General features: G+C 62.4%; 18 protein-coding genes and 2 pseudogenes. 4 read left to right on the forward strand and 16 right to left on the reverse strand.

Annotated elements, in window-relative coordinates; translation table 11 throughout:
- Positions 1-105: 105 nt before the first annotated feature.
- A complete protein-coding gene (locus tag FA94_RS07690) occupies positions 106-1,062 on the reverse strand; it encodes a LysR family transcriptional regulator (RefSeq protein ID WP_035548569.1) in 957 nt (318 codons plus the stop codon).
- A gap of 145 nt (positions 1,063-1,207) precedes the next feature.
- Between FA94_RS07690 and purB the strand changes: the two genes are divergently transcribed.
- Positions 1,208-2,596, forward strand: coding sequence for an adenylosuccinate lyase (gene purB, locus FA94_RS07695; protein WP_035548572.1), 1,389 nt, complete (start codon positions 1,208-1,210; stop codon positions 2,594-2,596).
- A gap of 105 nt (positions 2,597-2,701) precedes the next feature.
- Here the strand turns inward: purB and FA94_RS07700 are convergent, their stop codons facing one another.
- The 4 genes from FA94_RS07700 to edd form a co-directional block, all read right to left on the reverse strand.
- Positions 2,702-3,196 (reverse strand): gluconokinase, encoded by a 495-nt coding sequence (locus FA94_RS07700; protein ID WP_035548575.1) that lies wholly within the window; start codon positions 3,194-3,196, stop codon positions 2,702-2,704.
- Between the two features lie 10 nt (positions 3,197-3,206).
- Entirely contained in the window at positions 3,207-4,625 is a 1,419-nt protein-coding gene (locus FA94_RS07705) for a GntT/GntP/DsdX family permease (RefSeq protein ID WP_035548576.1), read from the reverse strand.
- Between the two features lie 257 nt (positions 4,626-4,882).
- Entirely contained in the window at positions 4,883-5,524 is a 642-nt protein-coding gene (eda, locus tag FA94_RS07710) for a bifunctional 4-hydroxy-2-oxoglutarate aldolase/2-dehydro-3-deoxy-phosphogluconate aldolase (RefSeq protein ID WP_035548579.1), read from the reverse strand.
- A 35-nt stretch (positions 5,525-5,559) separates the two neighbouring features.
- A complete protein-coding gene (gene edd, locus FA94_RS07715; RefSeq protein WP_035548581.1) occupies positions 5,560-7,455 on the reverse strand; it encodes a phosphogluconate dehydratase in 1,896 nt (631 codons plus the stop codon).
- A gap of 296 nt (positions 7,456-7,751) precedes the next feature.
- Between edd and FA94_RS07720 the strand changes: the two genes are divergently transcribed.
- Positions 7,752-8,597, forward strand: a complete 846-nt coding sequence (locus tag FA94_RS07720) for a MurR/RpiR family transcriptional regulator (protein ID WP_035548584.1) — start codon at positions 7,752-7,754, stop codon at positions 8,595-8,597.
- A gap of 67 nt (positions 8,598-8,664) precedes the next feature.
- Here the strand turns inward: FA94_RS07720 and FA94_RS07725 are convergent, their stop codons facing one another.
- The 3 genes and pseudogenes from FA94_RS07725 to FA94_RS39980 all read right to left on the reverse strand — a co-directional run.
- Positions 8,665-9,054, reverse strand: a complete 390-nt coding sequence (locus tag FA94_RS07725) for a hypothetical protein (protein WP_051980412.1) — start codon at positions 9,052-9,054, stop codon at positions 8,665-8,667.
- Between the two features lie 120 nt (positions 9,055-9,174).
- Positions 9,175-15,816: pseudogene (locus FA94_RS07730) on the reverse strand (YadA-like family protein); the annotation flags it as partial.
- Positions 15,817-15,849: 33 nt separating this feature from the next.
- Positions 15,850-15,975 (reverse strand): annotated as a pseudogene (locus tag FA94_RS39980) (ESPR domain-containing protein); the annotation flags it as partial.
- A 657-nt stretch (positions 15,976-16,632) separates the two neighbouring features.
- Between FA94_RS39980 and FA94_RS07735 the strand changes: the two are divergent.
- The gene (locus FA94_RS07735) at positions 16,633-17,058 is read left to right on the forward strand and encodes a nuclear transport factor 2 family protein (protein WP_035548590.1); all 426 of its coding nucleotides are present in this window, start codon (positions 16,633-16,635) and stop codon (positions 17,056-17,058) included.
- 157 nt (positions 17,059-17,215) lie between these two features.
- Positions 17,216-17,659 (forward strand): nuclear transport factor 2 family protein, encoded by a 444-nt coding sequence (locus FA94_RS07740; RefSeq protein ID WP_197070182.1) that lies wholly within the window; start codon positions 17,216-17,218, stop codon positions 17,657-17,659.
- 31 nt (positions 17,660-17,690) lie between these two features.
- Here the strand turns inward: FA94_RS07740 and FA94_RS07745 are convergent, their stop codons facing one another.
- From FA94_RS07745 to dapB, 8 genes are all read right to left on the reverse strand, one after another.
- Positions 17,691-18,107: a CopD family protein gene (locus FA94_RS07745; RefSeq protein WP_035548595.1), complete on the reverse strand. Its 417-nt coding sequence runs from the start codon at positions 18,105-18,107 to the stop codon at positions 17,691-17,693.
- A 108-nt stretch (positions 18,108-18,215) separates the two neighbouring features.
- On the reverse strand, positions 18,216-19,487 hold the full coding sequence (locus FA94_RS07750) for a glutamate-5-semialdehyde dehydrogenase (protein WP_035548596.1): 1,272 nt from the start codon (positions 19,485-19,487) through the stop codon (positions 18,216-18,218).
- Positions 19,488-19,622: 135 nt separating this feature from the next.
- Positions 19,623-20,741, reverse strand: coding sequence for a DNA polymerase III subunit delta (gene holA, locus FA94_RS07755; protein ID WP_035548599.1), 1,119 nt, complete (start codon positions 20,739-20,741; stop codon positions 19,623-19,625).
- Between the two features lie 36 nt (positions 20,742-20,777).
- A complete protein-coding gene (locus FA94_RS07760) occupies positions 20,778-21,329 on the reverse strand; it encodes an LPS-assembly lipoprotein LptE (protein WP_035548602.1) in 552 nt (183 codons plus the stop codon).
- Positions 21,330-21,420: 91 nt separating this feature from the next.
- Positions 21,421-24,012, reverse strand: coding sequence for a leucine--tRNA ligase (gene leuS, locus FA94_RS07765; protein WP_035548605.1), 2,592 nt, complete (start codon positions 24,010-24,012; stop codon positions 21,421-21,423).
- A gap of 217 nt (positions 24,013-24,229) precedes the next feature.
- A complete protein-coding gene (locus FA94_RS07770) occupies positions 24,230-24,676 on the reverse strand; it encodes an ExbD/TolR family protein (protein ID WP_035548607.1) in 447 nt (148 codons plus the stop codon).
- A 60-nt stretch (positions 24,677-24,736) separates the two neighbouring features.
- Positions 24,737-25,447 carry a MotA/TolQ/ExbB proton channel family protein gene (locus FA94_RS07775; RefSeq protein ID WP_035548610.1) on the reverse strand — a complete coding sequence of 237 codons (711 nt, stop codon included), beginning with the start codon at positions 25,445-25,447 and terminating at the stop codon, positions 24,737-24,739.
- 78 nt (positions 25,448-25,525) lie between these two features.
- Positions 25,526-26,332: a 4-hydroxy-tetrahydrodipicolinate reductase gene (gene dapB / locus FA94_RS07780; protein ID WP_035548613.1), complete on the reverse strand. Its 807-nt coding sequence runs from the start codon at positions 26,330-26,332 to the stop codon at positions 25,526-25,528.
- Positions 26,333-26,346 lie beyond the last annotated feature (14 nt).

Raw genomic sequence — 26,346 nt, forward strand, 5'->3', positions numbered from 1 at the left:
CGCCGATTTGAAATCCAATGCCGTTTCATTATCCCGTTATGTTTTTTGTGCATAACGCTCAAGAAGCCGCAAATTCGCGTCGCGTGGAGGCAGGACCGCGGGAGCTCAGGCGCTACGCTGCGTCAGCTCTTCGGCGACGACGTCCCACAGTTGTCGCACGAGAATCTGCCGCGCGTCGTCGCTCTTTGCCGCGAGCTTGTCGCGATACAGGCGAATCTCCATGCTCAGAGTGAGCTGCCCCTCGGGCGTGCCGCGCGTCGCGCGATCGAGGCGGATCAGTTTGCCGTCGGCGACCGCGTCTTCCACTGCGCTGTGCGGCAGGAACGCGATGCCGTGGCCGGCCAGCGCCATCGCCTTGAGTCCTTCGGCCATGTCGGTTTCATAGAGTCGGTCCAGATGCAGACGCTCCGGCGCGTTGGCGAGAATCACCTCGGTCATGCGGCCCAGGTACGCGTTCGGCGTATAGGAGAGGTACGGCGCGGGCATCTCGGGCGTGCCCGGCAGCGTGTAGCGCGGCCGGCCGACGCGGCCCGGTGCGGAGAACGGGCTGATCGGCTCGTTGCCGAGCGTCAGCATGTCGTAGCGGCCCGGGTCGAGCGCGACCGGGTGGCTCGGATGGTGATAACCCATCATCAGATCGCAGCCGCCTTCCACCAGCGCCAACGCCGCATCGTGCACGTTCAGCGCCCGCAGCCGGGTGTGGATCGGACCCATCTGCGCTTCGATGCGCTGCAGCCAGCGCGGAAAGTACGTCAGCGATAGCGTGTGCGGCACCGCGAATTCGATGGTCGCCTGCGGCGTCGCCGTGTGACCGCGCAGCAGCGCACGGGCTTCGTGGAACTGCGACAGCATCGCGAGCGCTTGCTCGTTGAACACCTGACCGGCGGCCGTCAGCCGCGTCGGGTAAACCGAACGGTCGATCAGTTCGGTGCCGAGCCACGCTTCGAGCGCCTGAATCCGTCGCGAGAAAGCCGGCTGCGTGACGTGGCGCAATTCGGCCGAGCGGCTGAAACTACGCGTTTCCGCGAGCGAAACGAAGTCTTCGAGCCATTTCAGTTCCATGCGAGGTCTGCTGCCGGCAAGTGGGAAGAAGTCAGCATTCTAGTGGGTGCGGCTGAGGGTCGCCTTCGCACAGTGGTAAAATTCGCGGTTCCCTCCGTTCCCGATCCGCTCCCTGAGCGCTCAACGCTTCGACCCGGCCCCCATCATGTCCGACACCCGCCCCGACACCCTCTTCGCGCTGAACGCGCTCTCCCCGCTCGACGGTCGTTACGCGTCGAAAACCGAAGCCCTGCGCGAATGGCTCTCGGAAGCCGCTTTCATGCGCAATCGCGTCACGGTTGAAATCCACTGGCTGATCGCGTTGTCGCGCGCCGGTTTCGCCGAAGTGCCGCGCTTTTCCGAAGCGTCCGAACAGTTCCTGCTGCAACTGGCCGAGCGCTTCACCGCGCACGACGCCGCGCGCATCAAAGACATCGAGCGCGTGACGAATCACGACGTGAAGGCTGTTGAATACTGGCTGAAGGAATCGGTCAAGGGTCAGGAAGAACTGGAACGCGCGAGCGAGTTCATCCACTTCGCATGTACGTCGGAAGACATCAACAACACGTCGCACGGCCTGATGCTGGCCGGCGCCCGCGAACACGTGATCCTGCCGGCGCTGCGCTCGGTGCATCAGCGCCTCGTCGCGCTGGCGCACGCGCACGCTGAACAGCCCATGCTGTCGCGCACGCACGGCCAGCCGGCCAGCCCGACCACGCTCGGCAAGGAAATGGCGAACGTCGCCGCGCGTCTGGAACGTGCGATCGACCGTATCGCGAAGGTCGAACTGCTCGGCAAGATGAACGGCGCGGTCGGCAACTTCAACGCGCATCTGTCGGCGTATCCGGAGTTCGACTGGGAAGCGTTCTCGCGCGAAGTGGTCGAACAGCGCCTGAAGCTCACGTTCAATCCGTACACGATCCAGATCGAGCCGCACGACTACATGGCCGAACTGTTCGACGCGGTGTCGCGCGCGAACACGATCCTGCTGGATCTGGACCGCGACGTGTGGGGCTACATCTCGGTCGGTTACTTCAAGCAACGCACGAAGGCCGGCGAAATCGGTTCGTCGACGATGCCGCATAAGGTCAACCCGATCGATTTCGAAAACTCGGAAGGCAACCTGGGCCTGGCGAACGCTACGCTGCGCCACCTCTCCGACAAGCTGCCGGTGTCGCGCTGGCAGCGCGACCTGACCGACTCGACGGTGCTGCGCAATATCGGCGTCGCGTTCGGTTACTCGCTGCTCGCGTACGACTCGCTGATCCGCGGTCTCGACAAGCTCGAAGTGAACGCGCAACGTCTGAACGAAGACCTCGACAATTGCTGGGAAGTGCTGGCGGAGCCGGTGCAAACGGTGATGCGCGTGTACGGCATCGAAAATCCGTACGAGCAGTTGAAGGAACTGACGCGCGGCAAGGGCATTACGCGTGAGGCGCTGCAAACATTCGTCAGCGGTCTGGCGATTCCGCAGGACGCGAAAGATCGTTTGCTGGCGATGACGCCGGGTTCGTATATCGGCAAGGCCGTGGAACTGGCGAAGCGGATTGCTTGAGCCCCGCCGCCATTGATTGATCATAGCCTCGTCGTTTGAGGCATAAAAAGACGCTCCTCGGAGCGTCTTTTTTTCAGCTATGCGGCGGTGCGTCGATAGACAAACTTAGCGCGTCTCCACCTGCTTCAACACTTCTTCGACGATCTGCTCCGGCGTCAGCTCGATGCTCACCGTGATCGCTTCATCCGGGCCCGGTTCTTCAAGCGTATCGAGCTGGCTCTGCAGCAGCGACGGATCGAAGAAGTGCCCGGTGCGCGTAGTCAGCCGCTCTTCCAGCACCTGGCGCGAACCCTTCAGATAGACAAAGCACACGTCGTTATCGCCGTTGCGCAGTACGTCCCGGTACGAACGCTTCAGCGACGAACACGTGAACACCGCCGTCTCGCCCGCCGTCTGCTTTTCCACGATCGCGGTGCGGATGGTTTGCAGCCACGGCCAGCGATCTTCGTCGGTGAGTGGAATGCCGTGGTGCATCTTTTCCTTGTTGGCGGCGCTGTGAAACGCGTCGCCGTCGGTGAACGGGCACTGCAGGCGTTCCGCCAGCATTTCGCCAATTCTTGTCTTGCCGGCGCCCGACACGCCCATTGCGATCAGAATCATCAAAAACTCCTTACACGACCGCCGCGAGTGCGAAGGTCAAACCCAACCCCATCAGCGAGATGATGGTCTCGAGGAGCGACCATGTCTTGAAGGTCTGCCCCACCGTCATACCGAAGTATTCCTTGATCAGCCAGAAGCCGCCGTCGTTCACGTGCGAGAAGATCAGCGAACCCGAGCCGGTGGCCAGCACCAGCAATTCCGGCTGAACCTGCACGCCACCCGCCGCCGCGATCGGCGCGACGATGCCGCAGGCCGTGGTCATGGCGACCGTGGCCGAACCCGTCGCGAGACGGATCAGCGCGGCGACCAGCCAGCCGAACAGCAACGGCGACATATGGACCGACGTGGCCACATTGACGATCTCTTTGGAAATACCGCTGTCCATCAGCACGCGACCGAAACCGCCGCCCGCGCCGACGATCAGCGTGATACCCGCGATCGGCGCGAGACAGTCGCCGCAGAACTTCTGGATCTGCTCGCGCGTGAAGCCACGGCTCGCACCGAAAGTCCAGAAGCTGACCAGCACGGCGATCAACAGCGCGACATCCGAATTGCCGACGAAACGCAGCAGATCGTTCGGCAGCGTCTTCGGCGCGGTGATGAGATCGGCCCAACTGCCGATCAGCATCAGGATCACCGGCAACAGGACCGTGAACAGCGTGATGCCGAAGCTCGGCAGTTCGCGTTTCGGCGCGGTGTTCTGTGCGCCGGTTTTCGCGGTGTCGTTCGCGCCAGCACCTGCGCCTGCAACCGCACCTGCGCCGCCGAGAAACTGCGCGGCAAGCGCGTTCTCTTTCGGCAGCTTGATATAACGACTGATCAGCAACGCGAACAGCGGACCCGCGACGATCGCGGTCGGAATGCCGACGATCAGCCCGTAGGCAATCGTCTTGCCGATATCCGCGTGATACGCCTGGACCGCGAGCATCGCAGCCGGATGCGGCGGAATCAGACCATGCACGACTGAAAGGCCCGCAACCATCGGCAGGCCGACCAGCAGCAGCGATTTATTGGTGCGTTTCGCGACGTTGAAGGCGATCGGAATCAGCAGCACGAAGCCGACTTCGAAGAACACCGGCAAGCCGACGATGATCGCGACGACCATCATCGCCCAGTGAATATGCTTCTCGCCGAACCAGTCGATCAGCGTCGTGGCAATGCGCTCGGCGCCGCCCGATTCGGCCATCATCTTGCCGAGCATGGTGCCGAGACCAACCACGATCGCAATGTGCCCGAGCGTGTTGCCGTTACCGGTTTCGAACGATTTGACGATGGTCGCCATCGGCATGCCGGAGGCGAGCCCCAGCAGCAGCGACACGATAATGAGGACGAGGAACGGATAGACCTTGTAGCGCGTGATCAGCAGGATCAGCAAGGCGATGGCGATCACGCCGAAGACCAGCAGCAGGCTGCCGTGGGTAGCTCCCATGAAGCTCCTCCTTTGCGTTATTCATTCTGAGTGCAGGACAAGCGGCCGGCACCTCGTCTCACGGCGACCTGCGCGACGCCTGAAAACCGGGCTGACCGCGCGGACGCTGAATTTTACTGTCTGTTGCCGCAAAACGCCCGCCAATCGGGCGCGGATATCGAAAAGGAGCCTCGCCGCGACAGCCTGACTGGCTGCATCGACGAGGCTCCTTTGTGTCGGCCTGGAGAGCGGACTAAAGCGCGAGCGGTCCGGTGAGCTTAATGCGCCGGCGCGGCCAGCTGGCTCGCGGCACGCGCGAGACGCGTGACTTCGTCCCAGTTCTGCGCGGCCAGCGCGGCCTTCGGCGTGAGCCACGAACCGCCCACGCAGACCACGTTCGGCAGCGACAGGAAATGCGTCGCGGTTTCAGCCGTGATGCCGCCGGTCGGGCAGAACTTCAGCGTCGGGAACGGGCCATGAAATGCCTGCAGCATCGGCACGCCGCCGGCTTGCTGCGCCGGGAAGAACTTGACGATCTCGTAGCCCAGTTCCAGCGCCTGGATGATGTCGCTCGGCGTCATCACACCCGGCAGCAGCGGCAGGCCGGCGTCCTGCGCGGCCTTGTGCATGTCTTTGGTCAGGCCCGGCGAGACGCCGAACTGCGCGCCCGCTTTCTTCGCCTGCGCGCAATGCTCGGGTTTCGTAATCGTGCCGACGCCGACCACGATGTCGTCCGCGAGTTGGCTCGCGCGTTCGATCGCGGCCAGGCCGGCCGCGGTACGCAGCGTGATCTCAAGCACTTTCACGCCGCCCGCATGCAGCGCGCGCGACACGTGTTCGCCCTGCTCGGCCGAGTCGAACGCGAGCACCGGAATCACCGGGCCGAGGCGCACGATATCGCTTACTGTTTTCGACGTCATAGTCAGACTCCTTGTTTCTGCAGCGTTTAGCTGGCTTAAGTGGTGCTTGTGTGGGTTTCGCTGTGCGCTTTCGCGTGGGCGGTTTGATGGGCCGGACGCTCCCCCACCATCGCGCCGAACACCGAAGCGCCCTGCTCCGCCGGCGCGGCCGCCGCACGGAACACACCGAACAGTTCACGGCCGAAGCCGACTTCGTTTTCCGCCTGATGCTGCGGCACGGCATTCGGACGCGCGGCCCATTCGGCTGCGTCGATCTCGACGTCGAGCACGCCGGCGTCGGCGTCGATCACCAGCATGTCGCCTGTGCGCACCTTGCCGATCGGCCCTTGCAGCAGCGCTTCCGGCGACAGATGAATCACCGCCGGCACCTTGCCCGACGCGCCCGACATGCGGCCGTCGGTGACCAGCGCGACGTGGAAACCTTGATCCTGCAACACACCGAGCAGCGGCGTCAAACGATGCAGCTCAGGCATACCGTTTGCGCGTGCGCCCTGGAAGCGCACCACGGCGATGAAGTCGCGCTTCAGTTCGCCTTTGTCGAAGGCCTCCTGCACCGCTTCCTGCGAATCGAACACGATCGCCGGCGCCTTCACCTTGCGATGCTGCGCCGCCACCGCCGAAATCTTGATCACGCCGCGGCCGAGCTTGCCTTGCATCAGGCGCAAACCGCCGTCCGGCTGGAACGGCTCCTTGATGCCGCGCAGCACGGTCGTGTCTTCGCTCACCTGCGCGCCCGGCACCCATTCGAGCTTGCCGTCGAGCAGCTTCGGCTCTTCGGTGTAGTGATGCAGGCCCTTGCCCGCGACGGTGTTCACGTCTTCGTGCAGCAAGCCGCCTTCCAGCAGATTGCGCACCAGGAACGCGACGCCGCCGGCGGCGTGGAAGTGATTCACGTCCGCCTTGCCGTTCGGATAGATCTTGGCGAGCAGCGGCACCGCTTGCGACAGCGTGTCGAAGTCGTCCCAGTCGATCACGATGCCCGCCGCGCGTGCAATCGCGACGAGGTGCAGCGTGTGGTTGGTCGAGCCGCCCGTGGCCAGCAACGCGACGATACCGTTGACGACCGCTTTCTCGTCGACCACATGGCCGATCGGCGTGTAGTTGCCGCGCTCCACCGTCAGATCGAGCACGCGGCGCGCAGCCTGCGCGGTCAGCGCGTCGCGCAGCGGCGTGTGCGGATGCACGAAAGCCGAACTCGGCAGATGCAGGCCCATCACTTCCATCAGCATCTGATTGCTGTTCGCGGTGCCGTAGAAGGTGCAGGTGCCGTGGCTGTGATACGCGGCGGCTTCCGCTTCGAGCAGCGCGTCGCGGCCGCACTGGCCGGTGGCGAAGAGCTGGCGCGTCCTGGCTTTGTCGTCGTTCGAAAGGCCGCTGCCCATTGGGCCGGCCGGCACGAAGATGGTCGGCAGATGGCCGAATTGCAGCGCGCCGATCAGCAGACCCGGCACGATCTTGTCGCAAATGCCGAGGCACAGCGCCGCGTCGAACATGTTGTGGGTCAGCGCGACCGCTGTGCTCATGGCGATCACTTCGCGCGAGAACAGCGACAGTTCCATGCCCGCGTTGCCTTGCGTGATGCCGTCGCACATGGCCGGCACGCCGCCCGCGAATTGCGCGACGCCGCCGTTTTCACGCGCGGCCTGCTTGATGATATCCGGGTAGTTTTTGTACGGCGCGTGGGCCGACAACATCTCGTTGTACGAGGACACGATGCCGATGTTCGGCTCGCGAATCTGCTTGATGACGAGCTTGTCGTTGCCTTCCAGACCCGCGAAGCCGTGAGCCAGGTTGGCGCATGAGAGCGCGCCGCGCGCCGGGAACTTGCCCTGCGCCTGATGGATGCGGGCCAGGTAGGCCTCGCGCGTGGGCTTGCTGCGCTCGATCACACGTTGCGTGACTTTCAACAATTGCGAATGCGGGGAAACCATCGGAGCTCCTTCGTCGCTGGCTTTGAGGGGCGCATGCGCGCCGTGCCAGGTAGGTATCGCAGGGGATGTCGGATCAGCCGACCCACGTCATCTTAGTAGAAAAACTACACGATCGCAATGCGATGTCTTGCTGCGCCGCCGCATCTTGCCGATATACGTTGAGCCATACTGGTGGCCCGTATGCGGGGAATCGGCGAAAGATAGGGATTACACCTACGCGCTGATTTGTAGTTTTTGTACCTTTTGTGGCGATCAGCTATAGTCCACGCATTCTTCAGCATAGTGCGAGTTTTCCGATGATGCTGTCCCAGGTGGAAGAGATGCGCGATCAGTTGCGGCCGTCCGAACGCAAGCTGGCCGATTACATCATCGAGGCGCCGCGTGAGGTGCTCGATCTGTCAATGACCGAGGTGGCCGCGCGCGCGGGCGTGAGTCAGCCGACTATCGCGCGGTTTTGTCATGCGCTGGGGTTTTCGGGGTTTCGCGAGTTCAAGATCCGGCTGGCGCAGGGGATCGCGGCGGCCGTGCCGACCGTCTATCGCGACGTGCGGCCGGATGAAGGCGCGCCGGGACTGATTGCGAAAGTGTTCGACCGGACTATCGGGACCTTGATCGAGGTGCGCAATAACCTGTCGCCGGATAGTGTTCACGCGGCAGTGGAACTGCTCGCCAATGCGGCGCGTATCGAGTTCTACGGCGCGGGCGGATCAGGGATTGCCGCCCAGGATATCCAGCACAAGTTCTTCCGGCTCGGGATGCCGAGCGTCGCGTATTCCGATCCGCATACGTATTCGATGTCGGCGGCGTTGCTCGAACCTGGCGATGTCGTGGTGGCGGTATCCAACACCGGCCGCACACGCGACATCATCGAAGCCGCGCGCTCGGCGCTTGCTCGTGGCGCGAAAGTAATCGCGATTACGCACGGCAGCTCGCCGCTGGCGCGAGTGGCGACGATCTGCCTGTTCTCGAACGTGGTGGAAGAAACCGATGTGTTTTCGCCGATGACGTCGCGCATGTCGCATCTGGCGATCGGGGACATTCTGGCGGTGGGCGTGGCGCTGAGTCGCGGCCCCGAGCTTGTGGAGCGGCTGGGGCAAGCGAAAGGGGTGATTGGGCGGTTGAGGATCGACGGCGAAGCTTAAGGAACTTGACATGAAAAAGGCCTGCTCGATGGCAGGCCTTTGAGGTCAAAACGATGTGTGCTGCGATTTATTCGACAGGTACGCTGGCTTCGACACGGCGGTTCTGTGCGCGGCCTTCAGCCGTGGCGTTCGAGGCCGGGTGTTGCGCGGCCGGCTTGCCACACATGAAGGTCAATTCGCGCGGATCCGCCGTCGGTACGGTAGCGTCAACGCGGTCGATCGATTCAAGCAGCGTCACGCCATTTTCTTTACAGGTTTCTTCAGCAACGCGGGCACAGCTATTCGAGCTTTCCAGAAGTCCGTCACAGCTGACGCGGTAGACGAGTACTTTCTGGTTCGCTACGGTGATCGCGTGAAGCGTGTAGGTCGGGCCGGACTGCGAGGTACACGCAGCAAGGAAACCCACAAACGCACCGAGCAACGGCGCGCGGAGATAGTTAAGCAGAGTCGCGTTCATTTTCAGATATTCAGTTGAGGGAAGCGGCACCTTGCGGCGTGAATCGCCGACAAAAGGCGCGCTTCCCGTTGAGTCCGATCAGGTCGGTGGGCGGACGGAACCGAAGTCCCGTCCTAGCCATTACCACTGGTACGATGCGCCCGCGCCGATGGTGGTGCCCGCTGCGCTGATACCCGCGCCGAGCTTGGCCTTCAGGTTCTGCGTGACACGAACCGACGCGCCGATCGCCGTAGCCTGGTAGCCCTTGTAGTTCGCGGTGCCGACACCGACTGCAATGGTCTTGCCCAGGTCGACATCCGGAATCATCGACAACGCGGTTGCTGCTGCCACACCGCTGTATGCACCTCGCGCCACCTGATTCACGCCCGACTGCACAGCTTTGACCTGCTGGTCCGTGTAGTCCTTGGCCGTCACGCCGCCCGGCAGGTTGCCGACAGCCGCGCCGATCGAGTCGTTCATCTGCCCCACGTTGACCGCATCGGTCGCCGCTGTACCGTTCGCGACGTTGGTAATCTGGCGTTCGTTACCGGAAGAACCCACCGACACCGCGTTATCACGATCCGCCACCGAGTTCGCACCCATCGCCACCGAGTTAGCTGCGTTGGCCTTGGCGTTTGCACCCATCGCCGTAGCGTGTGAACCCGATGCGATCGCACCTTCCGTGTCACGGTTGCCGTCGGCGGAGAACATCGGATTGTTCGCCGCTTGAGCCATGTTCGTGACGCTCGAGATCGCCTGGTTCATCTGGCTCACGTTGACCGCGTCGTTGCCGGTCGCACCTGCTGCCACGTTGTGGATCGTCGTGCCGCCGTCAACGCCACTACCCATCGTGATGCTGTTGTAGTTGGTCGTACCATCCGGATTCTTGTCGTACGTCACCGCGGTGTTCGTCGTACCGTTCGGATTGATGATGCCCGACGCCTTCAACTGCGCGACGTTCACGGCGTCCGTATCAGCCGTACCCGCCGCTACGTTGGTGATCTGGCGTTCGTTACCTGCCGCGCCCACCGACACCGAGTTCGCACGATCAGCCACCGAGTTCGAACCCAATGCAACCGAGTTCGCTGCCCGCGACTGCGCGTTACCGCCGATCGCTACCGACTCCATACCCAGCGCTTGCGAATCCGCCAGCGTCGAGTTGGCGTGGAAGTACGTAATGCCAGCGCCGTTGGTGATGTTGTTCAGCGTGTTGTTGATCGCGCTGATATTCGTGGTGTTCTCCGTCACACGGCTGTCGATGTTGGTCACTCGGCCGTCGATGGTCGAGATCGCATCGCCTGCGTTGTGCACTTCCGTGGTCGTACCGTCGATATTGGTCACGTTGTACGTCGGGCCCGTCACTGCGCCGGTGGTCGGGTCGATCGATGCACCGCCGCCCAGACCGTCAACCGCAGCTTTGAACTGGCCGAGATTGACCGCTGCATTGTCGACCGTACCGGCGGCTACGCCCGTCAGCATGCGGTCACCCGTCGTGCCGGTGAAGTTCACTTCCTTGCCGTCCGTGTCCTTGCCCACCGTCAGCTTCTCGCCTGCGGCAGCCTGCTGCACCAGACCGGACGTGCCGTTCATGATGTTGGTGATATCGCCTTCCACATTCGTCACGCGACCGTCGATGTTGGTCACTCGGCCGTCGATGGTCGAGATCGCATCGCCTGCGTTGTGCACTTCCGTGGTCGTACCGTCGATATTGGTCACGTTGTACGTCGGGCCCGCCATTGCGCCGGTGGTCGGGTCGATCGATGCACCACCGCCCAGACCGTCAACCGCTCCCTTGAGTTGACCGAGATTGACCGCCGCGTTGTCGACCGTGCCAGCCGCTACGCCCGTCAGCATGCGATCGCCCGCCGTGCCGATGAAGTTCACTTCCTTGCCGTCGGTGTTCTTGCCGACCGTCAGCTTTTCGCCTTTCGACGCCTGCTGCACCAGACCAACCGTACCGTTGCTGATGTTGTTGGTGATGTTAGTAATCGCCGAGCTGTTGTCGGTGGTACGACCGTCAAGGTTGGTGATCGCATCGCCAACGTTGTCCGCATTCGTCTTGCTGCCATCGAGCTTGTATTTCGGCTTCGCGACCTTGCCGTTAGCGTCCACAGTGGAACCGCCGCCAAGCGCGTCGGCTTCGGCCTGCGACGCTGCCGTCAGTTGACCAAAGTTGACCGCATCTGTTGCGGCTGTGCCGGCTGTTACGTCCGCAATCTTGTTGGTCGCCGACACGCCGTGTTTGGCGCTGAACAAGCCTGCCGTCGCATCCCACTGCAACGAATCCTTCTGCAGGCCGTTGATGTTGGTGTTGATCGTCGTGATGTCGCCGGCGTTCTTCGTGGTCGCACTGTCGATCTTCGACAATGCTGTGCCGACGTCAGTCGCCGTCTGGCCCTGCACCGTGTAGGTCGGGGCTTTGATCGTGGCGTCAGCGTTGACTGCCGAACCGCCGCCCAAGGCCGTTACCGCGCTTTGTGCCGTGCCGTAAAGCTGCGAGCCGTTGATCGCGTCAACGCTCGTGGCATTCACCGCACCCTTCGCGACGTTCGTCAACTGACGTGCGCCGGCCGTGCCGAGGAAGTCCACTATCGAACCGTCGGTGGCCTTGCCAACCGTCAGCTTCGCGCCCTTCGATGCCTGCTGCACCAGACCCGTCGTGCCGTTGTTGATGTTGTTGGTGATGGTGCTGACATCGCCAGCCACGCCGTCGATACGGCCGTCCAGTGCGGTGACCGCACCGTCGACACCCACTGCGTCCTTGCCGCCGACCTTGTACTTCGGCTTGGTGATCGTGCCGTCGGCATTCACCGTCGAACCGCCGCCCAGTGCTGCCGCTTCGCTTGTCGATGCTGCCGTCAGCTGGCCGAAGTTGACCGCATCGGTTGCTGCCGTGCCCGCTGTCACGTTCGCAATCTTATTCGTCGCCGACGTGCCGTGTTTAGCGCTGAACGAGCCTGCCGCCGCATCCCACTGCAGCGAATCCTTCTGCAAACCGTTGATGTTGGCGTTGATCGTCGTGATGTCACCGGCGTTCTTCGTGGTCGCGCCGTCGATCTTCGACAACGCCGTGCCGACGTCAGTCGCCGTCTGGCCCTGCACCGTGTAGGTCGGGGCTTTGATCGTGCCGTCAGCATTGACTGCCGAGCCACCGCCCAGTGCGCCCGTCACGCCCTTGAGTTGCGATATGTTCACTGCGTCGGTGTCAGCCGTTCCCTTGGCCATGTTCACGACCTGGCGCAGCGCGCTGGCGTTGCCCACCGATACCGTATTCGCACGATCGGCCACTGAGCTGTTGCCCAGCGCGACGCTGTTGTCGCCCGTCGCACTTGAGTTCGTACCGAGCGCCACGCCCCACTTGCCGTCCGAGCTTGCACCGCCCCCAACCGCAATCGAGTCCGCACCCTTCGTGGTGGAATCGGCCAGCGCGCTGTTAGTATGGAAGTACTTGATGCCACCACCGTTGGTGATGTTGGTCACCGTGCTGGTGACGTTGCTCACGTTCTGGTTAGTCGCATACAGCTGCGAGCCATTGACCGCATCCATGCTCGACGCCGACAGCGCGCCTGCCTTTACGTTCGTGACCGTCGTGCCCGTTGCACCACCACCCAGCGTCACCTTGTCCTTCGCCGTGCTGTCGTACGCCACGAACGCGTTCGTCACGTTGCCTGACGTGTCCGTGCTCAGGCCTGCGGCCTTCAGCTGCTTGATGTTCACCGCGTCCGTGTCCGACGTACCCGCCGCCACGTTCACCAGCCTCTTGTTCTTCACGTCTGCATTACCGCCCGTCGCGCTGAACTGCACCGCGTTCGCTGCCGCCGTCGATGCCGCATCCGCCGTCGTCTGCGCCGTCGACGCTGCCGTCTTCGCTGCGTCCGCCGTGTTCTGTGCGGTCGTCACGTTGGCATTGGTCGCGAACAACTGCGAACCGTTCATTGCATCAGTGCTCGACGCCGACAGCGCGCCCGCTTTCACGTTCGTGAGCGTCGTGCCCGTTGCGCCGCCCGTCAGCGTTACCTTGTCCTTCGTCGTGCTGTCGTACGCCACGAACGCGTTCGTCACATTGCCCGACGTGTCCGTGCTCAGACCTACGGCCTTCAGTTGCGCCACGTTCACTGCATCGGTGTCAGCCGTGCCCCTGGACACTCCCTTCAACTGACGCGCACCCACCGTCCCGGTGAAGTCCACCGTCGTGCCCGCCGTCTTGCCCGCTACCGTGATCGCCTTGCTCGTCGCGTCCTGCTGCACCAGACCAACCGTGCCGTTACTGATGTTGTTCACCGTCGTGTTCAGCGTCGTGATGTCGCCCGCGTTCTTCGTCGTCGCCGTGTCCAGCGCGCTTAACGCCGAACCCACATCAGACTTCGTCGCACCCTGCACCACATAGCTCGGTGCGCTCACCGTGCCGTCCGCGTTCACGCTCGCGTCGCCGCCCAGATCCTTCGCCACGCTGCCGGCCACGCCGTACAGCTGCGAGCCGTTCACCGCGTCCTTGCTGGCTGCGCTCACTGCGCCTGTCTTCACGTTCGTGATCGTCGTGCCCGTTGCGCCCGCCAGCGTCACCTTGTCCTTCGTCGTGCTGTCGTACGCCACGAATGCGTTCGTCACATTGCCCGACGTGTCCGTGCTCAGACCCGCGGCCTTCAGCTGCTTGACGTTCACTGCATCGGTGTCCGACGTGCCCGACGCCACGTTCACCAGTTTCTTGTTCTTCACGTCTGCATTGCCGCCCGTCGCGCTGAACTGCACCGCGTTCGCTGCCGCCGTCGATGCCGCATCCGCCGTCGTCTGCGCCGTCGACGCTGCTGCCTTCGCTGCGTCCGCCTTGCTCTGTGCGGTCGTCACGTTAGCGTTCGTCGCAAACAGCTGCGAACCGTTCACCGCATCCATGCTCGTCGCCGACAGCGCGGCCGCCTTCACGTTCGTGATCATCGTGCCCGTTGCGCCACCACCCAACGTCACCTTGTCCTTCGTCGTGCTGTCGTACGCCACGAACGCGTTCGTCACATTGCCTGACGTGTCCGTGCTCAGACCCGCGACCTTCAGCTGCTTGACGTTCACTGCGTCCGTGTCCGACGTACCCGCAGCCACGTTCACGATCTGACGCTGCTTCGTCGAATTACCCACCGATACTGTGTTGCTGCGATCCGCGACTGACGAATTGCCCAATGCCACGCTGGATGAGCCGCTTGCCGACGTCAGGTTGCCCAGTGCAACTGCACCCATCCCATTCGCAATAGCCTGGGTACCGACCGCGAGGTCGCGTGTGCTCGCGTCAGTACCCGCGTAAGCGGAAGCTGACGAACCTACACCAATCGCGATCGTGCCGCTGCCACCGGAAAACGCATCGTCCGTACCGTCGTTCTTGCCGCCAGTAATCTTCATATAGCGCGAGACAGTGCCGTTGTTGATGCTATTCACCGTCGTCTGCAGGTTTGAGACGTTCGTGTTGGTCGTGAACAGTTGCGAGCCGTTCACTGCATCCGTGCTCGTCGCCGATAGCGCACCTGCCGCCATGTTCACAATCTGACGCTGGCTCGTGCTGCTGCCCACCGACACAGTGTTCGCAACCGTCGCTGCCGAGTTGTCGCCCAGTGCAACCGAATGGTTACCCGTAGCGCTTGCGCCCTTGCCCATTGCCACCGCGCCGCCGCCGTCGACGTAACTCGACGCGTATGAGTTCGGCCCAACAGCAACCGCATTGATGACCGCTGCGCCGCCGCCAATGTTGCCGCCCGTCAGTGTGGCTACAGTCGTATTCGTCGCAAACAGTTGCGAACCGTTCACCGCATCCGTGCTCGTCTCCGACAGCGCACCTGCCGCCATGTTCACAATCTGACGCTGGCTCGTGCTGCTGCCCACCGACACAGTGTTCGCAACCGTCGCTGCCGAGTTGTCGCCCAGTGCAACCGAATGGTTACCCGTAGCGCTTGCGCCCTTGCCCATTGCCACCGCGCCGCCGCCGTCGACGTAACTCGACGCGTATGAGTTCGGCCCAACAGCAACCGCATTGATGACCGCTGCGCCGCCGCCAATGTTGCCGCCCGTCAGTGTGGCTACAGTCGTATTCGTCGCAAACAGTTGCGAACCGTTCACCACATCCGTGCTCGTCGCCGACAGCGCACCTGTCTTCACGTTCGTGATCGTCGTGCCCGTTGCGCCGCCTGCCAGCGTCACCTTGTCCTTCGTCGTGCTGTCGTATGCCACGAACGCGTTCGTCACGTTGCCTGACGTGTCCGTCGACAGGCCAGCGTTCTTCAGTTGTTTGACGTTAACTGCGTCCGTGTCCTGCGTGCCCGCCGCCACATTCACAACCTGACGCTGCATCCCCGCATTACCAACTGAGACCGTGCCGGAGCGATCCGCAAGCGAAGCCGATCCAAGAGCGACTGCATCGCTGGCGGAAGCGGTCGCGCCCTCACCTAACGCCGTTGCGCCCTTGACGTTCGCAAGAGCGAACGAGCCCACTGCAGTTGTATTGTCATGCAACGCCTGAGCGCCCCCGCCGATGGCGGTCGTGAAGCCCCAGCCTGAAGTGCCAAAGCCGCCGTTGCCGCTATCGCCCTTCGCAATCGCGTTTTCGCCGATGGCTGTGTTATAGCCTCCATCGTACGCGCCACCGAGGGCCTGTGCCCCACCACCGATTGCAATGTTTTTTCCGTATATGGCCTGCGCATTGGTACCGATGGCGATGGTGTCGGCGTTACCCAAAAAGTTCGAGTTCGAAACAGCACCAGTACCGATGGCAATAGCACCGGAGCCGGTAGCTGTGCCGCCGTCAAGCGCACCTGCGCTAACATCGATCGACGCGCCCGCCAGCATCATCGCAACCACGAGCGCCTTCCTACTCTTACTCTTCTTCCCCCGACTCTTCGCCACTTCCGGCGCAGCCACATACGTCCCGGCACTTTCATTCCAAATGGTTTTATACGACTTGTTCACGATTTCATCCTATTGAAAATGTGATAACTGGCTCTGTTCCGCGTCGGGCAAAGTGCGCGCTGCACGCGTGTCAGTCGGTTACCGAAGGAATGAAAAAGTGGTCGTGCGAATGAAAAATTCCGAACTATCTCACTAATCCTTCGGCTGATATTTAGAATATAGATTGGGGCGCATCGGGGTTTAATAGGACAGATCTTAAAGAGGATTAGATGCAGCTTAAATTATCCGTTTCTGAACGACTGCCTTGTTAATATCTGACAAAAATTTATGTCATGACATGACACTCTTACGTGTCAACGCCTTTACTCAGCACGGATTTATTAGGAATAGTCCGAAATAACGCAAGAGACGAAGCCACCCGATCCGTGCTCTTCGATTGACAAACAGAAAACATCAACTCAACGCACAACATCGGTTTCACAAGGCCAATACACACCTTAGTTTTCATCCCGACAAATAAGATTTTTCTTAGGCTAAATTGGGAAAACCACTCTTAAAATTGTTACCTATCAACCGAGACGACAAATTGCTTCGACCAATATTAAAAATCATTGACACGCCTCGCTTTTCACGAACAAAAAACACATTCAGCTATCCAAAATTAAATAATCCATCAAATTTAATAAAACAGGTTAATTACCCACCAAAGGAACCGCCATGAAACACGTACTCCGCCTAGTCGCCTTCGTTTCGCTTGCGCTTTCAGCAGCATTCCCAGCGCATGCCGGCGACCATGACGAAGAAACACTGAAGTCGCTCGAACAAACCTGGATCACAGCCTCATCGAACACCGATCGCTCGACGCTAGACAAACTCCTGGACGATTTCTTCATCGATACGACGCCGAGCGGCGCTCGTCGTAGCAAAAGTGACGTGCTGCTCGCTCCGCCCCCGCCTCCGAGCTCGACGCAGACCCTAGTGAACCTCGAAATCCGCGTGAACGGCGATACAGCCATTGTCACCGGCACCAATCACTTCACTCCAGGCGCGAACGCCCAGCCAAGCGACTACTCGTTCACCGATGTTTTCGTCCGCAGAGAAACTGGTTGGCGTGCCGTCTCAGCACAAATGACGCGCAAGTAATCGCATAACCAGACCGGACAAAGAAGTGAGCAGCACAGCTAGAAATCTAAAGCGCACGGGCAACCCCGTGCCGCACGCGCGACATATCAGAGCCTCATTTCCACAGGATTCTTGCTCGCGCAACTGTACAAGTTATCCATCCAATCAGGAAATGAACGTGAAGAAACGCCTAGCCTTCCTAACCACCCTCGGCCTGTCCACCTGTGTGCTGGCCGTCGGCCTGCGCACCGAGGTCCAAGCCGAAGCCACCTTGGTTTCAATCGAACAGATGTGGGTCGACGCCGCCGCTCGCGGCGACCGCGCCACACTCGACCAACTACTCGACAACTCATTCGTCGAAACCATGCCCAACGGCGCGCGCCGCAGCAAAGCCGACCTGCTGTTCGCCCCCGCGCTGCCGCCCGGCGCCGCGCAGTCGCTCGGCGATCTGAAAATACGAGTATTGGGGAATGTCGCGATGGTGTCCGGCGTCAATCACTACACGCCGGCATCGGGTTTGAAAACGATCGATTACGCGTTCACCGACCTGTATGTGCGACTTGGCGACACCTGGCGTGTAGCGTCGTCACATACGACTCTCGGGTCGGTGCATAACGTCTGACAGTGTGGAGCGTTGCGCTCCCACCCAAAGCCTAAAACGGCTTGATCACCACCAGCGCCACCGCTGCCAGCATGCCCAGCACGGGCAACTCATTGAACATCCGATACCACTTATCCGAACGCTTATTTTCGCCGCGTTCAAAAGTCCGCAGCAACACACCGCAGTAAGCGTGATAGATGATCAACAACACCACCACGCCGACCTTCGCGTGAATCCAGCCCTGGCCGCGGCCAATGCCGATCACCAGCCACAGCCAGATCCCGCAGGCCAGCGCCGGCACCGCAATGAACGTCATGAAGCGAAACAGTTTGCGCGCCATGATCAGCAAACGCGCCGTTGCGGCGGGCTCCGTTTCCATCGCCAGATTGACGAAGATGCGCGGCAAATAGAACAGGCCGGCAAACCAGGAAGCAATCAGGACGATGTGAAACGTTTTGACCCAGAGCATCGGCGGTACCTGTGGCTATGCGATTGTTGACTGCGTTGATTGGGGAACAAGCGCGACCGCATTGCACAGCCGCACTTGTGTCATGCGCCCGCCGAGGCGGCGCAGCGCTTATTGACGGCCTTCGCCCTGCCCAAGCACAACGTACTTCAGCGACGTCAGCCCTTCCAGACCCACCGGCCCACGCGCATGCAGCTTGTCGTTCGAGATGCCGATTTCCGCGCCCAGGCCGAATTCGAAACCATCGGCGAAACGCGTCGACGCATTCACCATTACGCTCGCCGAATCCACTTCGCGCAGGAAACGCATCGCGCGATCGTGGTCTTCCGTGACGATTGCGTCGGTGTGGTGCGAGCCGTATTCGTTGATGTGCTCGATCGCCGCATCCAGACCATCGACGACCTTGATCGCCAGCACCGGCGCGAGATACTCGGTGCGCCAGTCTTCTTCGGTAGCGTCGACGAGCGGCGTCACGCCCGCGTCGGACAACACCGCCCGCGCCGCCGCATCCACGCGCAACTCGACTTCCTTCGCGCGATACAGCTTGCCCAGCGCCGGCAGCATCTCAGCCGCGAAATCACGCGCGACCAGCAGCGTTTCCATCGTGTTGCAAGTGCCGTAACGGTGCGTCTTCGCGTTATCGCAGACGGTCAGCGCTTTCGTCAGATCCGCGCGGTCGTCCACATACACATGACAGATGCCGTCGAGGTGTTTGATCATCGGCACGCGGCCTTCTTCGATCAACCGTGCGATCAGGCTCTTGCCGCCTCGCGGCACGATCACGTCGACATATTCGGTCATCGTGATCAGCTTGCCGACCGCCGCGCGATCCGCCGTGGCCACGACTTGCACCGCGTCTTGCGGCAACCCGGCCGCTTCCAGCCCTTCGCCGATCAGCTTCGCCAGCGCCGTATTGCACTCAAGCGCTTCCGAACCGCCACGCAGAATCGTCGCATTGCCCGATTTCAGGCAAAGCGCGGCGGCGTCGATCGTCACGTTCGGCCGCGATTCGTAGATGATGCCGATCACGCCCAGCGGCACGCGCATCTGGCCGACCTGAATGCCGCTCGGCCGATACTTCATGTTGCTGATCTCACCGATCGGATCGGCCAGGCCGGCAACTTGCCGCAGACCTTCGACCATCGTCTTCAGCGCTTTGTCCGACAGCGTAAGACGGTCGATGAACGCCGCGTCGTGCCCTTTGTCGCGAGCCTTGGCCAGGTCGCGCGCGTTGGCTTCTTTCAGCAGCGCGGCATCGCGTTCGATCGCGTGAGCGACAGCCGCGAGCGCGGCGTTCTTCGCCGCCGTCGACGCCCGCGCCATTGCACGCGATGCGTGACGGGCGCGGCGGCCGAGGTCGGTCATGTACTGGTCGATATCCATGGAGATTCTCTTGGTGCCGCGCACGCTCAGGCGCAGCGGACGGACAGAATTAGCGAAACATCAAAAGATTGTAAGACGGGTGGAGGTGATTTGCTTGAGGCGGCGGTCTGAGCGAATCAGGGGCGCTCAGGCCGCTCAAACTGGCCGGCGCGCGGGCGCGGCGGCTCCGCTTCGAGCCCGCGGCGGCGGCACAGCCGCCGTTTTCGGCGACGCCACTGTCATCGCCAGTTCGAACAGACCGTCCCACGGATCAGGCGGCGGATCGTTACGATGATTCCCCCGTGTTCCGCCGGACAAACCCTTCACCTGCCGATCCAGCTTGGCCGCCAAAGCAAGCGCCTTCTCCAGCGCGCCTTCGGTGACGCGCGACAGCGCCGGCCCGATCAGCCGCTCGCGCGGCCCCCATACACGGTTCTCGCGCACCAGCATCGCAAGCGGTTTGCCCGCCTCGACGCCGCGCTTGATCCGCAGCAGCGTGCGCACTTCTTCGACAACCGCCCACAGCACCAGCACCGCCGCCTCGCCTTCGCCACGCAGCCCGTCGAGCATGCGCGACAAACGGCCGACATCGCCGGCGAGCATCGCCTCGTTCAGCTTGAAAACGTCGTAACGCGCGACGTTCAGCACCGCGTCCTGAACCTGGTCAAAACTCAACGCCCCCGCCGGATACAGCAGCCCGAGCTTCTGAATTTCCTGATGCGCCGCCAGCAGATTGCCTTCCACCCGTTCGGCGATAAAGGCCAGCGCGCGCCGCCCTTCTTCACCGGCTGCAACTCGTTGTCCCTGCGCCGCGAGCCGCTGGCCGACCCAATTCGGCAACTGGGCGCGCTCCACCGGATCGATCTTCAACGCGACGCCCGCATCGGCCAGCGCCATGAACCACGCCGATTTCTGCGTGGCCGCGTCGAGTCGCGGCAGCGTGACCATGGTCAGCACGTCGTCGTTGACGGCAGCGGCAAGCGCCTTCAACGCATCCGCGCCTTCCTTGCCTGGTTTGCCCGACGGAATCCGCAATTCGACCAGTTGACGGTCACCGAACAGCGACATCGACTGGCTCGCGCCCAGCAGCGAACTCCAGTCGAAACCGCGCTCGACGGTGAACACCGAGCGATCGGTGAAGCCGGCCGCGCGCGCCGTCGCACGAATGCGGTCGCACGCTTCCTGCGCGAGCAGATGCTCGTCGCCGAACACCACGTACAGGCCGGCGAGTCCTTTGGCGAGATGCGCTTCGAGCGCGTCAAGTCGCAGTTGCATGCGGACCGTCCGGCGAAGTTGAACGAAGCACCACGGTCACAGCGGCGGCGGCGGCAACGGCGCGCGCGGCGACACCGCCGGCACTTCCTGACCCGGCGCCGGATGCAGCGAGCGCACGATCGACAGACGGCGCGTGAGCTGGTCGATCGCGTCGTTTTCCATGTCGGCGAACAGGATGTCGGCTTCCGCTGCCTTGGCTTGCGAATACTGGTCGCTATAGGTCATCGCGCGGTTCAACGAGATCACGCTCGACGGAATCAACACTGTGCCGTCTTTCCCGACCAGTGAGTAACTCATCGAGAGGTTCATCTGATACTCCTCGACCACGCCCAGCGAATTCAGCGTCAGCGTGCTGACGCCACGGCCTTCGGAGATTTGCAGCGTGGCGTCAGCGTTCGTGTACGAAGTGACCACCACCGTATCGCTGCCACCCTGCACCATGCGCGTAAGCCGCGCCGCGGCCGACGCTGAACCGCCGGAGATGAACAGGCGTTTAAACGCGTAGTCCTGCTGGCCGCGCAACTGGAAGCCGCAAGCGGACAACATCAACACGCTGCAAGCCAGCGTCAATACCATTCTGCGAGTCACATTGGCTCCTGGTTCGCAGTAGATTCCGCAGCGAGAGACAGGCGCCACCGTGCGCGACCGCCCCTGTCCGCTGCCATGTTCTCGTCGCGTGTCAAACGACCACGTTCACGAGTCGGCCCGGCACCACGACGATCTTCTTCGGGGCCTTGCCTTCGCTGAACTTCGCGACCATCTCGTGAGCGGCCGCGAGCTGTTCGATCGCTTCACGCGTGGCGTCTTTCGCCACGGTGATCGCGCCGCGCACCTTGCCGTTCACCTGCAGCACGAGTTCGATCTCCGACTGTTCCAGCGCCTGCTCGTCGACCTTCGGCCATGCCGCGTCGAGCAGCGAGCCGTGGACGTCGGCGAAACCGAGCTCCTGCCACAACTGGAACGTGAGGTGCGGCACCACCGGATACAGCACGCGCAGCATCACGCTGTACGTTTCACGCAATACGGCCGGCTGGGCGCCCTTCGCGCTATCCAGCGCGTTGAGCATCTTCATCGCGGCCGACACCACCGTGTTGTACTGCAAACGCTGGTAGTCGAAGTCAGCCTGCTTCAGCACGCTGTAGATCTCGCGGCGCAGCGTCTTGTCGACGTCGCCGAGTTTGGCGGCGTCGAACGTGCCGCCCGCGCGCAACGCGGCTTCGTTCGCCTGACTGAAGCTCCACACGCGACGCAGGAAGCGGCTCGCGCCTTCCACGCCCGAGCCGGACCATTCGAGCGACTGCTCGGGGTGGGCGGCGAACATCACGAACAGACGCGCGGTGTCGGCGCCATGCTGGTCGATCAGCAATTGCGGATCGACGCCGTTGTTCTTCGACTTCGACATCTTCTCGACGCCGCCGAGCACGACCGGCTGGCCGTCCGCGTTCAGGATCGCGCCGACCGGGCGGCCCTTGTCGTCGAACGAGACTGTGACGTCGGCCGGGTTATACCAGGTCTTCTTGCCGGCATCGCTTTCGCGGTAGTACGTTTCGTTGAGCACCATGCCCTGCGTGAGCAGGTTCTTCGCCGGTTCGCCGAACTTGACGAGACCCAGGTCGCGCATCACCTTCGCCCAGAAACGCGAGTACAACAGGTGCAAAATTGCATGCTCGATACCGCCGATGTACTGGTCCATCGGCGCCCAGTAATCGGTGCGCTCGTCGACCATGGTCTTCGCATTCGGCGACGCGTAGCGGTAGAAGTACCACGACGAATCGACGAAGGTATCCATCGTGTCGGTTTCGCGTTTAGCCGCGCTGCCGCAAGTCGGGCAGGTGCAGTTCACGAACGCTTCGGATTTAGCGAGCGGATTGCCCGTGCCGTCCGGTACGAGGTCTTCCGGCAACACCACCGGCAGATCTTTTTCCGGCACCGGCACGTCGCCGCACTTCGGGCAGTGGATGATAGGGATCGGCGTGCCCCAGTAACGCTGGCGCGACACGCCCCAGTCACGCAAACGCCACGTGATCTGCTTGTCGCCAAGACCGAGTTCCTTCAGGTCGGCGGCGATCTGGTCGACCGCTGGCTCGTAGGCGAGGCCGTCGTACTTGCCGCTGTTGATCAGCGTGCCGGTCTTCTCGCCGTACCATTCTGCCCAGGCTTCGGTGGAAAATTCCTTACCTTCCACGGCCACCACCTGCTTGATCGGCAGGCCGTATTTCTTCACGAATGCGAAGTCGCGTTCGTCGTGCGCCGGCACGCCCATTACCGCGCCTTCGCCGTAGCTCATCAGCACGTAATTGCCGATCCACACTTCGACCTGTTCCTGCGTCAGCGGATGCGTGACGTAGAAGCCGGTGCCCATACCCTTCTTTTCCATGGTCGCGACGTCGGCTTCAGCCACACCGCCGCGCTTGCATTCTTCGATGAAGGGCAGCAGTTCCGGCTTGTCTTTCGCGAGGCGCGTGGCGAGCGGATGCTCGGCGGCAATCGCGCAGAACGTGACGCCCATGACCGTGTCGGCGCGCGTGGTGAACACGCGCAGCAGCTTCTGCTCACCGTCGATCTCGTACGGGAAGCCGAAGTTCACGCCGAAGCTCTTGCCGATCCAGTTCTGCTGCATGACCTTGACGCGCTCGGGCCAGCCGAGGCCTTCGAGGTCGTTCAGCAGTTCGTCCACGTACTGCGTGATGCGCATGTAGTACATCGGGATTTCGCGCTTTTCGACCAGCGCGCCCGAGCGCCAGCCGCGGCCGTCGATCACCTGCTCGTTCGCGAGCACGGTCTGGTCGATGGGGTCCCAGTTCACCGTGCCGGTCTTCTTGTACGCGATACCCTTTTCGAGCATCTTCAGGAACAGCCACTGGTTCCATTTGTAGTAATCGGGGCTGCAGGTCGCGACTTCACGCGACCAGTCGATCGCGAGGCCCATGGACTGCATCTGCTTCTTCATGTAAGCGATGTTGTCGTAGGTCCATTTCGCGGGCGGCACGTTGTTGGCCATTGCCGCGTTTTCCGCCGGCATGCCAAACGCGTCCCAACCCATCGGCATCAGCACGTTGTAGCCGTTCATCCGCAGATAGCGGTACATCACGTCGTTGATCGTGTAGTTCCGGACGTGACCCATGTGCAGCTTGCCCGACGGGTACGGCAGCATCGAGACGCAGTAGAACTTGGGTTTCTCGGTGGTTTCCGAAGTCTTGTACGCGTCGATGGCGCGCCATTGCCCTTGCGCGGCGGATTCGACGTCGGAGGGAACGTATTTTTCGTGCATGGTGTGATGGGATCGCTGGGTTCGGTGCTTTCGCACCGGCCGCTTTGGTGCTCTGCTGGATGAAATGGCGTCGTTCCCCTTCTGCGGGGGAAAGGCCTGATTATACCGTTCGCGAGCGGGTACGCCGCGCGGCGTCAGGCGCGGTGATGCGCTCCGGCGCGCTTGGTGTGCGCTGAGTACGCACTGAGTACGCGCCTGGTGTGTGCCGGGTAGGCGACTAGTGCGCGGCGCCCTGCGGCAATCCGCCCGGCGGCGGCGGGTCCGTCACGAAACCGATCCGCTCGAGCCCAGCCTGCTGCGCCGCGCCCATGACCTGCGCGATCACTTCGTAACGCGTGGAGCGCTCCGCGCGTAGCTGGATTTCCGGCTGGTCCGTCTGCTTTCCCGCCTGCGTGAACTGGGCGCGCATCTGCTCCAGCGTGATGGGCTTCGCGTTCCAGTAGAGCTTGCCGGCGGCGTCGATTGAAAGGGAAATGGTCTGCGGCGTCTGCCGCGCGGGCGCCGATGCGACTTTCGGCAGATCCAGCCGGATCGCATGCGTGAACAAAGGCGCGGTAATGATGAAAATCACCAGTAGCACCAGCATCACGTCGATCAGCGGCGTCATGTTGATCTCGGCCATCGGCGCGGCCGTCTGCTTTTTCTCGAGTCCGCCGAATGCCATGTCGCCTCCTTCTGCCTGAGTGCCGCGTGACGCGCGCCGGTGGAACGGTGGATCAGTGAGTTAGTGAGTCGAGGTCTGCTGGACTCGCGCCGGCGCTTCGCGCTGCTCGGCCGGCGCGCACACGTACGCGTGCAGGTCGTGCGCGAAGCCGTCGAGTTCCTCGGACAATTGCCGCACCATCCGCCCCAGCACGTTGTACGCGAGCACGGCCGGAATCGCGACCACGAGGCCGAACGCGGTCATGATCAGCGCCTCGCCGACCGGACCGGCGACATTCTCGATCTGCGCCTGGCCGCTCGCGGCAATGCTGCCGAGCGCGTGATAAATGCCCCACACGGTGCCGAGAAGACCGACGAACGGCGCCGTGCTACCGACCGAGGCCAGCAGCACCTGACCGAATTCAAGCCGCCGTTGCGACGCATTGAGCGCCTGCCGCAACGCCCGCAACACCCGCTCACCGCGTTCGACGCGCGCCAGCAACGCACCCGGAATATCCACCTCGGCCGCATGCAGCGCTGCCTCGGCGAGCGGCGTGAACACGCGCTCACGGTCCACGCGCTTTAAGGCCGCGACGCCTTCGGACAACGTGGACGCTTGCCAGAATTGCGCGATCGCGCGGCTCGCCTGACGCTTCGCGCGCGTGAGAATCCAGCTTTTGACGATCAGAAAGCACCAGCTCGCAATCGACATGGCCAGCAGCACATACGCGACGCCATGCGTGATCGCGTCGCTGGTTTGCAGGTAATGGATGATGCCGCTGCTGCCTGCCATCTGACCTCGCCGGGAGAAAGTGATTTCAGGGGCGCGACAGGGGCAGCATTGCCCCTGCAGCCTGCTCGCGTGGCTTGCTTAACTTGCGTCGCGCAGGCCGAGCACGTCTTGCATGTCGAAAAAGCCGGTTGCGTGACCTTCGAGGAAACGCACAGCACGAAGCGCGCCTTGCGCATACGACAGACGGCTCGCCGATTTGTGCGTGATTTCGATCCGCTCGCCGATGCCCGCGAACAGCACCGTATGATCGCCGACGATATCGCCGCCGCGAATCGCCGAAAAACCGATGGTGGACGGATCGCGCTCGCCGGTCACGCCTTCGCGGCTGTAGACCGCGCAGTCGTCGAGATTGCGGCCGAGCGCGTGGGCGATCGTTTCGCCCATGGTCAACGCCGTGCCGGACGGCGCGTCGACCTTGTGACGGTGATGCGCCTCGATGATCTCGATGTCGTAGCCGGTCGCGAAATGCTTCGCCGCGAACTCCAGCAGCTTCAGCGTGACGTTCACGCCGACGCTCATGTTCGACGCGAACATGATGGCGACCTTCTCCGCGCCGGCGCGCAGTTGCGCCTTCTGCTCGTTGTCGAAGCCGGTCGTGCCGATCACCATTTTCACGTTATGGCGCTGCGCCGCTTCGAGATGCATCAGCGTGCCTTCGGGGCGCGTGAAGTCGATCAGGTAGTCGGACTCGGCGAATACGCGCTCGATGTCGTCGGTGAGCAGCACGCCCGTCTGTTGGCCGAGAAACGCACCGGCGTCCTGACCGAGTTGCGGAGCGCCCGCCCGGTCGAGCGCGCCGGACAGCGTGACGTCGGCATCGTTGAGGACGGTTTCGATGAGCATGCGGCCCATACGGCCCGATGCGCCAGCAATGGCAATTTTCATGGCTTCGAGGGTTC

The organism is Burkholderia sp. 9120, from assembly GCF_000745015.1.
Lineage (GTDB): Bacteria > Pseudomonadota > Gammaproteobacteria > Burkholderiales > Burkholderiaceae > Paraburkholderia.

Bases quoted from the DNA above. Each gene is read 5' to 3' on its own strand.
- FA94_RS07750 (WP_035548596.1), bottom strand. From the start codon at position 19,487: ATGGATATCGACCAGTACATGACCGACCTCGGCCGCCGCGCCCGTCAC.
- FA94_RS07775 (WP_035548610.1), bottom strand. From the start codon at position 25,447: ATGGCAGGCAGCAGCGGCATCATCCATTACCTGCAAACCAGCGACGCG.
- FA94_RS07700 (WP_035548575.1), bottom strand. From the start codon at position 3,196: ATGATTCTGATCGCAATGGGCGTGTCGGGCGCCGGCAAGACAAGAATT.
- eda (WP_035548579.1), bottom strand. From the start codon at position 5,524: ATGACGTCGAAAACAGTAAGCGATATCGTGCGCCTCGGCCCGGTGATT.
- FA94_RS07770 (WP_035548607.1), bottom strand. From the start codon at position 24,676: ATGGCATTCGGCGGACTCGAGAAAAAGCAGACGGCCGCGCCGATGGCC.
- leuS (WP_035548605.1), bottom strand. From the start codon at position 24,012: ATGCACGAAAAATACGTTCCCTCCGACGTCGAATCCGCCGCGCAAGGG.
- FA94_RS07720 (WP_035548584.1), top strand. From the start codon at position 7,752: ATGATGCTGTCCCAGGTGGAAGAGATGCGCGATCAGTTGCGGCCGTCC.
- FA94_RS07690 (WP_035548569.1), bottom strand. From the start codon at position 1,062: ATGGAACTGAAATGGCTCGAAGACTTCGTTTCGCTCGCGGAAACGCGT.
- FA94_RS07725 (WP_051980412.1), bottom strand. From the start codon at position 9,054: ATGAACGCGACTCTGCTTAACTATCTCCGCGCGCCGTTGCTCGGTGCG.
- FA94_RS07705 (WP_035548576.1), bottom strand. From the start codon at position 4,625: ATGGGAGCTACCCACGGCAGCCTGCTGCTGGTCTTCGGCGTGATCGCC.
- FA94_RS07745 (WP_035548595.1), bottom strand. From the start codon at position 18,107: ATGCTCTGGGTCAAAACGTTTCACATCGTCCTGATTGCTTCCTGGTTT.
- FA94_RS07735 (WP_035548590.1), top strand. From the start codon at position 16,633: ATGAAACACGTACTCCGCCTAGTCGCCTTCGTTTCGCTTGCGCTTTCA.
- holA (WP_035548599.1), bottom strand. From the start codon at position 20,741: ATGCAACTGCGACTTGACGCGCTCGAAGCGCATCTCGCCAAAGGACTC.
- dapB (WP_035548613.1), bottom strand. From the start codon at position 26,332: ATGAAAATTGCCATTGCTGGCGCATCGGGCCGTATGGGCCGCATGCTC.
- purB (WP_035548572.1), top strand. From the start codon at position 1,208: ATGTCCGACACCCGCCCCGACACCCTCTTCGCGCTGAACGCGCTCTCC.
- edd (WP_035548581.1), bottom strand. From the start codon at position 7,455: ATGGTTTCCCCGCATTCGCAATTGTTGAAAGTCACGCAACGTGTGATC.